This is a genomic window from Microcoleus sp. K4-B3 (assembly GCF_036704615.1).
Classification (GTDB): Bacteria; Cyanobacteriota; Cyanobacteriia; order Cyanobacteriales; family Microcoleaceae; genus Microcoleus.
This window is the reverse complement of sequence record NZ_JAUBSF010000025.1, coordinates 64,410-76,217: the sequence shown is the minus strand read 5'-3', so window position 1 is coordinate 76,217 and position 11,808 is coordinate 64,410. Positions and strand designations below refer to the sequence as shown.

The 11,808-nt window shown below is 43.1% G+C and carries 11 protein-coding genes; 2 read left to right on the top strand and 9 right to left on the bottom strand.

Features of this window, described 5'->3' with window-relative positions:
- Nucleotides 1–324 precede the first annotated feature (324 nt).
- From QUA78_RS13780 to QUA78_RS13760, 5 genes are all read right to left on the bottom strand, one after another.
- Entirely contained in the window at nucleotides 325–795 is a 471-nt protein-coding gene (locus tag QUA78_RS13780) for a GNAT family N-acetyltransferase (RefSeq protein ID WP_333398868.1), read from the bottom strand.
- Between the two features lie 68 nt (nucleotides 796–863).
- Entirely contained in the window at nucleotides 864–1,505 is a 642-nt protein-coding gene (locus QUA78_RS13775) for a type I restriction endonuclease (protein ID WP_333307195.1), read from the bottom strand.
- Nucleotides 1,506–1,548: 43 nt separating this feature from the next.
- Nucleotides 1,549–2,598, bottom strand: coding sequence for a DUF1611 domain-containing protein (locus QUA78_RS13770; protein WP_333307197.1), 1,050 nt, complete (start codon nucleotides 2,596–2,598; stop codon nucleotides 1,549–1,551).
- A gap of 81 nt (nucleotides 2,599–2,679) precedes the next feature.
- Complete coding sequence (locus QUA78_RS13765; RefSeq protein ID WP_445302449.1) at nucleotides 2,680–3,546, bottom strand: Uma2 family endonuclease; 867 nt, start codon at nucleotides 3,544–3,546, stop codon at nucleotides 2,680–2,682.
- Nucleotides 3,547–3,577: 31 nt separating this feature from the next.
- Nucleotides 3,578–4,657, bottom strand: a complete 1,080-nt coding sequence (locus QUA78_RS13760) for a dipeptide epimerase (protein WP_333398867.1) — start codon at nucleotides 4,655–4,657, stop codon at nucleotides 3,578–3,580.
- Nucleotides 4,658–4,778: 121 nt separating this feature from the next.
- Between QUA78_RS13760 and QUA78_RS13755 the strand changes: the two genes are divergently transcribed.
- Both QUA78_RS13755 and QUA78_RS13750 read left to right on the top strand, forming a co-directional pair.
- The gene (locus QUA78_RS13755) at nucleotides 4,779–5,492 is read left to right on the top strand and encodes a hypothetical protein (protein WP_333305860.1); all 714 of its coding nucleotides are present in this window, start codon (nucleotides 4,779–4,781) and stop codon (nucleotides 5,490–5,492) included.
- Nucleotides 5,493–5,540: 48 nt separating this feature from the next.
- Nucleotides 5,541–5,987, top strand: coding sequence for an NADAR family protein (locus tag QUA78_RS13750; protein WP_333305858.1), 447 nt, complete (start codon nucleotides 5,541–5,543; stop codon nucleotides 5,985–5,987).
- A gap of 505 nt (nucleotides 5,988–6,492) precedes the next feature.
- Here the strand turns inward: QUA78_RS13750 and QUA78_RS13745 are convergent.
- From QUA78_RS13745 to QUA78_RS13730, 4 genes are all read right to left on the bottom strand, one after another.
- A complete protein-coding gene (locus QUA78_RS13745) occupies nucleotides 6,493–7,197 on the bottom strand; it encodes a hypothetical protein (protein WP_333305856.1) in 705 nt (234 codons plus the stop codon).
- A gap of 275 nt (nucleotides 7,198–7,472) precedes the next feature.
- Nucleotides 7,473–9,293, bottom strand: a complete 1,821-nt coding sequence (locus QUA78_RS13740) for an ADP-ribosylglycohydrolase family protein (protein WP_333305854.1) — start codon at nucleotides 9,291–9,293, stop codon at nucleotides 7,473–7,475.
- 17 nt (nucleotides 9,294–9,310) lie between these two features.
- A complete protein-coding gene (locus tag QUA78_RS13735) occupies nucleotides 9,311–9,997 on the bottom strand; it encodes a DarT ssDNA thymidine ADP-ribosyltransferase family protein (protein WP_333305852.1) in 687 nt (228 codons plus the stop codon).
- Nucleotides 9,994–11,397: a 3'-5' exonuclease gene (locus tag QUA78_RS13730; RefSeq protein WP_333305850.1), complete on the bottom strand. Its 1,404-nt coding sequence runs from the start codon at nucleotides 11,395–11,397 to the stop codon at nucleotides 9,994–9,996. The genes QUA78_RS13735 and QUA78_RS13730 overlap by 4 nt, the downstream gene beginning before the upstream one ends.
- Nucleotides 11,398–11,808: the final 411 nt, after the last annotated feature.

Genomic DNA, 11,808 nt, shown 5'->3' with positions numbered 1-11,808 from the left:
CAGCAAAGAACTTACCGAATTGAGTTTCAAGCTACTACTGTAGTTTGGGCTCATTAAACTTTTGTCAGTCAATCAGCATCTGCGGTCTAAACAAGAGATTTTTTTAACCGCAGATGACAAGGGATTGACGCTGATTCACGTAGATTAAGAGAAGAGATATATGAATAATGCCGATGCGAACAGACTTGATATGACCCAGATATCAGAAGGCGGTAGGAGTTTTTGATCGATGCACCTCGATCGCACCCTGTTATCCAATTATTGAACAGGTCGAACTTAAAATCCATTCATAAATTCAGAATCTTAAATTCATAAAAGTCATAATTATAGACAACCTGCTTGATACTGCATAATTGTTACAGGAATTTTGAATAAAGTTTTAGCTAATTGAGACAAACCGAACTTGAATTTAAGCGACTGCGGCAATTCTTGCCATCCAGCTTCTACGAAGCCAAAGCGAGTATAAAATGATGCGAGTCGCTTTCCCAAACATTCTAAATATAGCGGTTCTGTAGCTTGTTGAATTAAATATGTTGTGAGGTAGCTTCCCAAACCTCGATCGCGCCAATCTTTCGCTACCACCAAACTGCCCAATTCTTGCGCGCCCGCAAAGTTTCGCAACTGTCCGCAAGCTGCCAATTTTCCCTCACATTCGATGACCCAGAATTGCTCCCAGCGCAACTGAGTTGGGTCGAGTTTGGCGATCCACACTAACATTCTAATTGATTTGATGTCTTGAGCACAGGCCGGGCGGATGGCGCATTCAGACGGCAACGAAAAAAAACTTTCATTCATTATGATTCCCTAAAATGAGCTTTAGTAAATTTATTGTTATTTTCCGAGTCGAGTTCCATATGGTGTATTTAAGTATAACTGCTGTCACTAGAAATTATACCAGCTAGCCGCTTCAAAATGCGAAAAACTTCGTAAAGTTCATTTCCGGGATTCGCAATATCGAAAAGTTTAGAGACGGCATACTGCGGTGTGTCTCGTTTGGTCATTTTGATAAATCGAAAGCTGCTACCATTTGTCAGAAGCCCAAATGTTACTGGTTCTGAGCTGGGGTCATTCAGCATATAAAATAGTAACTGAGGAAGCCCAGCTTCAACGGAATATTGAGAGCGTTTGGCTTCGATCGCAACTACCCAAAAAGATTTCAGCAATAGCAGGACATCGATGCTACCCCTGACAATTGTATCTTCATCTTCAATAGTCAGTTCTACTGATTTTTCTGCCTCTATGTGAAAGGGAGTCAAGTAGAAATCTGCTAAAAATAGCAAGGGAGCCAGTACCACCATTTTTACGGTATCTTCCAGCATCGCGTACTTGACACTGTTGATATAACCTGCTTTTACGTTGTCGATCGCTCGCTTTTTGTCATCGCTAATTTCCGGTAAATCGTCAATCCACTCCCGGAAGAATTGCTCGTCTTCACAAAGTTTAAAATTAAATTTTGTTTCGACATCTAGCAGGGTCAGTGTTTTGGCTTGAATGCTTTGTGTCATAGTTTTATCTAGTTATTTATTAGTTGATACGTATTGTAGCATATCAACTGTCGATCGCCTCCCACAAAACCTCCGCGCCCAACCGCACCGGATCGGTACAAGGCAATCCCGTTTCTGCTTCAACTTCAGCTATTGCTAACAGCGCATCTGCCTCATTTAAGTGATGAGTGTTGAGGGCGATGGCGCTCACTTTTCCCCCTGCAAAAGCACCCGCAGCAGCGGCTACCATTTCGTACAATTCAACCACTTTTGATAACCTGGGAATTGATACGTGCGGGTGATTGCGAATGCTAGTTTGTCCGGCTCTGTGGGCTAAAATTAAGTGAGTTGGCTGCGAACCCCGCAACAGCGGCAGAGTCGCCGTCGAACCCGGATGCAATAGCGAACCTTGCCCTTCTACGTGCAGAATATCGCATTCAGAACCCAATTTTATCGCCATTTGTTCGACAGCACCAGCCGCGAAATCAACTCGCACTGCATCCAAAGGAATGCCTTCATTTCCGATCATTAAACCAGTTTGTCCGGTTGCCAAAAATTTGGAATGCAAACCCCGCTGCAAGCAAATGCGATTGAGTTCCAGACTGGTTGACATTTTGCCAACACTCATATCTGTGCCGACGGTTAACACGCGGCGACAACTTAATTTAGCAGCGGCGGCAGAGGCGATCGCACCGACAGATTTCGGTTCCTGACGCACGTCCCAAATCCATTGATTTTCGGTTAACGGAACTGTTATCAAAGGTGCAAGTTTCGCGTGCAAACCGTTGACAACTGACAAACCTGCTGCTACCGCTTGATTAATTTCTGGCAGCCATTCCGCAGGCAAAACACCGCCGGAAGGAGCGATACCAATTAGCAGAATATCCGGCGCAAATTGCAGTGCTTCTGCAAGGGAAGCAACTATCGGTACTTGTTGAGGAATGCCCGTTAATTCAGGTAAAGATTGTCCGGCACATTGGCGGTCTATTACTGCTACAATTTGTGCTTCGCTGTAGCGCAAAAATGCTAAACCTGTTTTCCCGGAATTGCCGAGAATTCCCTCGTGGAACAAGATAGCAACTTTGCGATTTTGGATGGGATAGTTTTTAGTCATTGATTCACTTTTGATACGGGCGATTTTAGATTTTAGCTTCAATCTAAAATCTAAAATCTAAAATCTAAAATCGATTGGGTGTTAGCTGTGATTTGGGTTCAGGGTAAGATCATTCGGATCTTCTCCCAATTCTCGCAATCTGGCCTCTAGTCGCGAGGCTCGCTGGCGTTCCTGTTCCGCTTGCTGTTGAGCGGCTTCGGCTTGTTGTTGAGCGGCTTCGGCTTGCTGTTGAGCGGCTTCGGCTTGTTGTTGAGCGGCTTCGGCTTGTTGTTGAGCGGTTTCCGCTTGTTGTTGAGCGGCTTCCTCCGGCAACAAAACTAAATTGCCAGATTCATCGAAAAAACGCACCCAAGTCGCTGTTTCTCGATCGACAATTCCTTCCCAAGTACCCAACCAAAAACCTAACGTTTCGCACCACAGCCAACCCCGCTCGTTGGGCACTAACGGCTGATAACGCAGGGTGGCATCTAAACGCCATCCTTGCAAAGAATTCGGCTCGAAAGGATCGAAAACAAAGTAATCAGGAGTTCTAAAAACCTGCTCGTAAATATCCTTTTTTTTGCCTGTATCCTGATTTGCCGTTGACGGCGACAGCAGTTCCACAATGACATCCGGGTAACGTCCGTTTTCTTCCCAAACTACCCAGCCTTGTCGGGAAGTATTGCTGTCAACACCCAACACAGCGAAAAAATCCGGGCCTCGGAAATCCTGATTCCGAATCTGTTTAGCGCTGTAATAAATAAACATATTGCCACCGACAAAAAAATCGTTCCGGTTAGCTAAACCTTGTTCTACGGAACGGATTAAAACGGTCATTGCTATACGGTGGCGGTTGCTTTCCATTTCTGCACCATCATCAAAAATTAAATCAGTCGGTGGCTTGTGTTCTTCAAAGAAAATCTTGGCTTCTGTATCAATTTGCTCTCCTATTGATTCCACTGGCATCATAGTATCTCCAGATGTGTTTTGAGCGATACTTCTATTCTACAATGTCAATTCGCCGCACTCCCAATCCCGATCGCGCGTTTGGCAGCAAACACCCATTTTCGACGATCGCACCGGTGAAAGGATCGTCTAATAAATTTAAGTGACTGTCCAAATCCAAATAGTCAGCTAGCGGTGAAAGTTGTGCTGCTGCTGTATTTGCGATCGCGCTATCTGAATAGCAGCCGAACATTACTTGCAAATTGCAGGCTTTTGCTGTGTGAATCATCCGCATTGCTTCGGTCAATCCGCCTGACTTCATCATTTTGATATTGATGCCGTGGACGCAGTGCGCTAACTTGGGTATATCGGAACTATTAAAGCAACTTTCATCAGCAAAAATTGGCAGGGGCGATTGACGGTACAGTTCTGAGAATTCATCCATATCGGCGACGGGTGAAAGCGGCTGTTCGACATAATTTATCTGGTATTTTTCCAGCCAGCGACACATTTCGATCGCGCTGGTCAAACTCCAACCGCCGTTAGCATCAACACTAATTTTAAGGTTAGCTGGTGCTTCATCTAGCACTGCTATTAACATAGCTTTATCGGCTTCGATTCCTGCGGGATTTCCTAATTTAACCTTAACGGCGCGGTATTTGATGCTTCCTGGATCTGTAGCATCTTTGCTAAACCAATCGCGCACTCTTTCTCTTGCACCAGACGGCGAATTAATGCCGATTGTGACGGAGGTGGCGACGATACGCGATCGATCTAATCCCCACATTTTCCACAGCGGCAAGCCTGCTTTTTTCCCCAGCCAGTCGTGCATTGCCATGTCGATGCCGGCGCGGGCGGCTGAGGGTAAGTTGACCTCTGTTAATACTTGGGCGATTTTTTGGCGATCGAATGGAGTAAACTTTTCTAGCAGCGGTGCAACTTCCTGCAATGCGGCTAGCAGAATTTCGGTAGTTTGGGGCCGAGAACCTGTGGAAAACGGCGAAGCTTCTCCCCAGCCTTCGATGCCTTCGTGTTCTAGCTTCACCCATAAATTGGTACTTTGGGCTGTTGTACCGCGGCTGATGGTAAGGGCAAACCGCTTGCGGACAGTGAAGGTTTCAATTTGAACGTGCATTGTCAGTGATTGGTTATTTTTTGTAGATAAAAATCCGAGGTCGCGGATTGCGCCGCTCTTGCGATTTGTAACTTTTTACTTTATAGTTTGATTTTGCTTGTTCTAGCTTATCAAAAACTTGATGAAATTCCTTATTTCTGTTTCGCCGAAGAGAGTTGCTTTCTCTCTCAGCATTTGGGTGTTCTTCTTTGCTGTTGCTGGTTGCATCGTACAAGTTCTGCGGTACGGTTTTAACTATCAAGAACGCTGGATTAATTTGTTTAATTTAGACAGAGAAATAAATTATCCTTCGTGGTACTCATCATTTACTTTGTTGTTTTGTGCGATTTTGCTAGGTATTATTGCTAGTGCTAAGAAGAAGCAGGGCGATCCTTATTTTGGGCACTGGAAAGCGCTGGGGTTTATGTATGTATTTTTTTCTTTAGATGAAATCTTGAGTCTGCACGAAATATTAATTATTAACGACTTGCGAAAGGCACTGCATTTAGGGGGATTTTTTTACTTCATTTGGGTAATTCCGGGGGCGATTTTTGTTGTGGTTACTGCACTGGCTTATCTCAAGTTTCTCCTGCACCTACCCCGGAAAACAAGGGACTTTTTTTTACTAGCAGGCAGTATATATGTCGGTGGAGCACTTGGCATGGAAATGGTTGGTGGCTATTATGCAGATGCGCTAGGCCAGCGAAACTTGATATACGGTTTAATGGTTTCTGTTGAGGAAATTTTGGAAATGGTAGGGGTGATCGTATTCATCTACGCCCTGCTATCTTACATCGGTTCCCATCTTGAAGATATTGATGTGCGCTTGAAGATAGTGGATAATCAAGAGAGGTAAAGCTGACGATCGACCAAGATTATTAGGGCGGTTAAAATCAGAGACATTATGACTATCTACTTCTACACCACTGGCAGCGAATACGGCTGTTTTTCTAATTTTTCCAGTCATGGATTCGAGTTGGACGGAGAATATTGGTCAACTACTGAGCATTATTTTCAAGCACAAAAGTTTCCCGCAACGGCTGACTGCGACCAAATTCGCCAAGTAAAAACGCCCAAAGATGCAGCAAAAATGGGACGAGAGCGATCTCGTCCCCTCCGCAAAGATTGGGAAGAAGTAAAAGATGATATCATGGGAAAAGCCGTACTCCGCAAATTTGAAACTCATCCCGAAATTAAAGAAATTTTACTAGCTACTGGCGATGAGGAAATAGTCGAAAATGCTCCTAGTGATTACTATTGGGGTTGCGGTCAAGATGGCAGCGGCAAAAATATGTTGGGACAGATTTTAATGGAAGTAAGGGAGATTTTGCGAAAACGCACGTCAGAGTAAAACAGAACTTAAATTTCCCAAACTAAAGCAGGACTTATTTAATCCTAAGTCCTGCAATGCTCCTAAGCGAGCATTTCCTCAATTTTCTTAAACACTGAACTTAAAAATCGGTCTGAGCAACTGTCAAAACCTGTGCCAATCTCGTCAGGCTGTTCTAGTAGAGGGTTTCGCCTCTCCTCAGAGACTGCGAAGCAGGGGAAACGGTAAAAACCCTGCACCACTTTTTTTGTTTTAACAACTACTCTTAACCGGAATTAACTTTTATCGTCGCAAGTACAGCATTATTAACCACTCGCCTCCCGGACACCGTTCTCCTGAGGTTGGCGATTCACAGGTAAAACAGCAAAACACCTGTTCTGGTTAAAGTTTGTTTTTTATTTATGCTGTATCTTTCTATTGTGTGCGATTTGTCCAAAGTGTTAGCTGTTGTACAGAATTCTTTACATTTTTTGCCCCGATCGCCTTTTGTTAAGAGGGAAGGAAAGGCACTTGTTTAATTTTTGACCTATTGGCGTACTGTCGCGGTTATTTGCCGCATTAGCTGTTGAATTCGGTTAAATTCTTTCTGTTCTTCGCTTAGCATTGCATTGTCGATCGGCGGACGCATATCCCACTGCAATTCGGACAATAACAACAAACAGCCAGCCATAATTATGCCTGTGGTTAGATATTGCCAAGGTGCAACAAATGTTAATACAGGTATGCTAAATAAATGAGTTAGTCCAATCAGGAGAAAAGTGCGCGATCGCAAACCGAGTCCCGTACAAAAATAGCCGATCGCGCTCAACCCCAACCACAAATCGCACAGATGCAGCAACAAACCTCCCCAACCGGCAAAAATACTGCAATCCGTTAGAACCAAACCAGTTATCATCAAAATCGCCCAACAGTAAAGAATCCAGCTAACTCGCTCGACTTTTACCCAAAACAAAGTCAAAACAGCCATTCCCGCAGTGCCAATTAGAGTCACTGTTGACCACAGAATCGCCTGAAAGCTCCAACTGATCGGGACAAACTGAGCCGTAAAAAAAATACCGGCCGTCACCAAACCCCAAAGCAGAAAAGTTTGGTCGATGCGGGTATAAAGTCCTGAGAAAAGAGTAATATTTCCAATTTGCCAGCGGAGTTGTAACAGGCCTTCGCGGTCTTGTACGTCGAGATGTTCCTGTTTGCAGCGGATTAGGGGTTCGGAGGCGTTGAAAAAGGTCATCCAGTGTTGGGGAAAGTATGAAGTTTTGTGTATTGTAACAAGTCTTAAAGCATATTTTTCAGATTTTTTCTTGTTCCCCGGCTCTGCCTGGGGACGTAGATTTGGAGGTTCTGCCTTCCGCAAGTCTCAAAGCCCCCCGCGAGTCTGAGACAAGCGAGGCAGAGCCTCTGGATATCGGTTCCCAGGCAGAGCCGGGGAAGCAGTTAACAGTGGAGTGCTATTTTCAAACAATTTTATCGCTGTTTGTCAATAATTAAAAAATGATTTGTCCTTAATTAAAAAATAATGGGCTGATCTATTTCAACAGCATTACCGTCAGGATCGAGACAAGTGAAGTGAACCCATCCTTGCTTCTCAGAAGTCGGCTTCAAAATTTTAGCTCCAACTTGGCATACATTACTGTAAACCACCTCTAAAGATTCAACTTCTATACAGATAGTCTGTCTCATGTCTGAAGTCAAACTATCTGATGAGACTCGCTGTTTTTTAACTGGATCTAACGGAACTAAAACAATATTCCCACATTTTACCAAATAATTTGATTCTTTCTCGACTCTTAACCCTAATACCCTTTCATAAAAAAAACGCGATTTCTCCATGTTCCGCACTCGTAGTTTCACTGCCATATTAGTTACATCGACTTTTTGCAACTCTGTTTCACCTATGCTTTTAGCAGGAAGGTCAATATGAACTGTTTCCTTTGTTGTGAGGATTTTTTCAGGATTCAACCGGGAAACTTTCTTCACATACAAAGACTGACCGTCAGTAGCAGTCAACTTCCAAGAAACTGCTACTGTCGTTTTAGATAAAGATTGATGGTTGAGGAGTGCAGATGTTTGTACTTCCCTGCCATCTAAAAATAGAAACATATCACCAATTTGTGACCTTTCTAGCTTTTCTATGAGAGAAGCAAGATGCGATTTTGTAATTTGGGTGTCATCGTAATTTTTGTCTTTAACCAGAGTTTCTTTACTACTTAAAACTTCTGCGATTTTCATGAGATAACGAGCATCCTGAACTTGTTCTGCATTGTTTCCTAACCATTCTATTCCTGCCAAAGCACCAAGTATACCCCCCGTCATTGATGCAACAGTATCGGTATCAGCACCGCGAGCAAATCCAGCTTCTACAATACCGTGAAATGGATCGGCAGCATAACGTGATGCCAGGAAGATAGAAGCAGCAGCGGTTACTGTTCCAGAACCTTTTATACTTTGATTAAAACATCCTAATTTAGTAAGTATTTCTTGTTCAACAGAAAGTGCACCATGCTTCATTCCCTCCTGACATTGTTCGAGAAGTTCCAGCATTTCTGTAACAGTTTTTTGCCAAATTTCTTCATATTTTTCGCCATTTAGCTCAAAAACTGAAGGTCTCCAACTTGGGAAAATATTATCCAAATCTGGCAGTTTTGACCACGAGTTAACTGCCGACAATACTTGCTCAATAATTTCACCGTATTTGAGAGTACCTGTTTTTTGAAACGCCACCCAGACGGCAAAACCGTAAGCAAGTGCTCCAACTAAAGCTCTAGGATGACCGTGAGTGCATACACCATTAGCCACAATATTTTTAGCAATATTTCCAAAATTTGTATCGGTTGCACCTAAAAAACAGTGTGGCATGATTCGCATCGCTACACCATTACCGCCAGCATCAAAATACTGCTTCTTATTCTTTTCAATCGAAGACCAAGGTTCTTGTCCGGCGAGCCATAGTTGTGCTGCTCTTTTTGTCGCTCCACCACCTCCCCGTTCGTAACGAGTCCAGGTGGGCAACTCCTTTTTGATAAAGTAATGCCACCACTTTTCGCCGTGCAGTAAACTTCTGGCCGTGCATAGTATTAATTGGGTATCGTCACTGTATTCCCCTGCAAGAATTACCTCTTCATGCGGGTAATATTGACCACCAGATTTCCGCACCCATTTTTGAAATCCATTTGATGATTCTGTAGCAGCATTTTTATTATCAACTCTCTTCGCCTCTGGTTCCTGCGGCCAACCTAGTGCATCGCCAACTGCTGCACCAAGGAATGCACCTTGTCCTTTGGCTATTAAGGAAATCCTATTTAGGTGGTAGCGGTTATCATTGTTCATGCTTCTTTCCTTTGTGTTCAACGTGTTTCTTGGGGTCGTTTACCCGAACTAATACATTGGCTTAATTTGTACTTTTCAAACAGGGTTGGTGCAATTACAAAATTGAATCTATCTTCCGGCACACGTAAAAGACTAAGGCGTGCAGCTTCGTTTTTTGCCTGGGTGTGAGTTTGTACTGCGACCGATAAAATATCTCCTATACTAATTGTGTCTGGTATTAAAACTTCAGCCTGGTTATCTGTAGGACAGCAAGCTAAATGAGTGTTAGAACGGGTAAAAGTTTGGTTAGAAGCTCCAGGGACAGATTGAGCAAACATGGATAAGAATGCCTCCTTACCTTCTCCAACACGGTTTCCATAACCAGATGCAGCATTTCGCGGACAGAATCGAGTACCGGGCAACCAGAGGTACTTAGGGTTGATGAACAAGATTACCCAATCCTTAAATAATTCATCTTTGGACTTTGCCTGGTCGAAATACCAGGCATTAGGATATTCAATTGAACAACAGATGTAATTTTCATGCCGATCTAATCGCTGAAGATCCGTGGGTGTGAAAACACTACGTTCATCTGTCTGTAACTTTTTTGTCGCTAAAATTCCCGTTGTTCCAGTCAAAATATGAACCAGGTTGCGCGACGGGGTAAAATGACATAGCCGCGTTATTACTCGACGTTCTACCTCTTGCTTAATCGTTTCTATCATAGTGACACTTTTAGGTAAAGGCTCTCATCAGTTGGCAGAAGGCGCGTAAGTTCTCCGCTATAAGTTATGATTAAACGACTTCTAGCTCGCGTAACTCCCACATAAAGTAAACGTCCAGCTTTAGCCATTGCATCCGTCTCGCCAAAAGCTGTTACTTCTTTAGGATCTGGCAACAGTTGATTGTTGCAAAATGGCAGTATAACCGTACCGAACTCAAGCCCCTTTGCTGAATGATAAGTTCCGCAATATTGGATACCCTGTTCTGTTTTCCATGCTTTGATATCTAAATCTAGATTTACTAGATTAACACTTCTCTGAAGCTGCCGAATAATCCTATCTGCATAGTGGCCATCACGTACTAGAATTGCTACACTCTGGGTTCTTGCTATCTCTGAAGCTTGTTGAACAATAAAGGTGATTTCCTGCTGAATAGATGCGAACTTAACAATAGTTGGGCGTGGGCCATCAGCATTTGGAGAAACTGGTTCAACGAGATCGCGCACATCTCTAAAGTATGGCATTTCAGAAATTGCCAGACCTAACTTGGCAATTTGCTTAGTATTTCTGTAGTTTTCTTTAAATTCCCATGGTTTTGTGATGTTTAATCCCGCCTCCCGCCAAGACATACGATGTCCGTAAATCTGTTGGGCAACATCTCCGAAGAATGTCAACGAACCATTTGGAGGAATAGCTTTAGCTAGAGATCGAATCATTTCTGGAGAAAAATCTTGCCCCTCATCAATTATGATATGTCGGTAGCGACGTGGCGACCGATCTGCATCTAATTCTGCACAAACAGCACTAGCCAAATTATCCCAATCATACTGCATACCTAATTGTTGGCGGAGCTTACTATAAGTTTGGTATATTTCAAACATTAGCTCCCGCTCGCTATATTCTATTCGAGTGCCAATATGTCCCACAGTGTGAAAATTTTGATAATCTTCTAATGAAGTAATACCGTGTTGGATTATCCACTGAATTTCTTCTGAAAACACTTGCAAACGATTGTTTAAGAGCCAATTTTGTCCGTGTTTCCGTGAAACTGTTTCCACCGCTTGCTTAACTAACTCCTCGCGTCGCTCGGGGTCAAGAATCGACTTTCTTGATAGCTTGCCACGAGATGCCAGATAACCTCTGGCAAATTTGTGGTAGTTTTCGATGACAACATCAGCAAGTTGGTCGTCTTGAAGGCGTTTTAGGTAAGAAACCAAAGTGTTATTAAATGTAACTAAAAGCGTCTTTCCGAAATGCTCTGTCGTGGAACTTGCCAGATAAGCCGATCGTAAAATGGCAAGAGTTGTTTTGCCGCTGCCAGCAGTTCCTAGCACAGCTAAGTGTCCTTGTGGGGGCAGGTAGAGGACTTCTTTTTGGCGACCTATTGCTCTAGGTAAACTCATTTTTTATCCATGACCCTTGTTGTAGTATGCTGATAGTGATTATACATAATCTTTGCACCAAGTTACTTCTATCGAGTGAAATTGCAAAACTTTGTAACAAGTTTTACTTAAACACAATTATAGCATAGTTGATTTTAAAATCAAAGTTAAAATTATAGTGTCTCATTAAATCATCAGTTGCAGTTATATTTTTGATGACGATTTACTTTTAGATCGCTCGCGGCCACTACAGATGTCTCTTTAACTTTTCTTACCATAGCTTTGAGTTAGATGGAGAAAACTGGCTAACTACCGAGCATTACTATCAAGCCCCAAAAATGCTAATACGCCTCATTTTGACCAAATTAGTCAGACAAAAATATGTTAAGACTTACGATCGTGAAAGTGCGGTAGAGACTGCTGTGAAAGTGC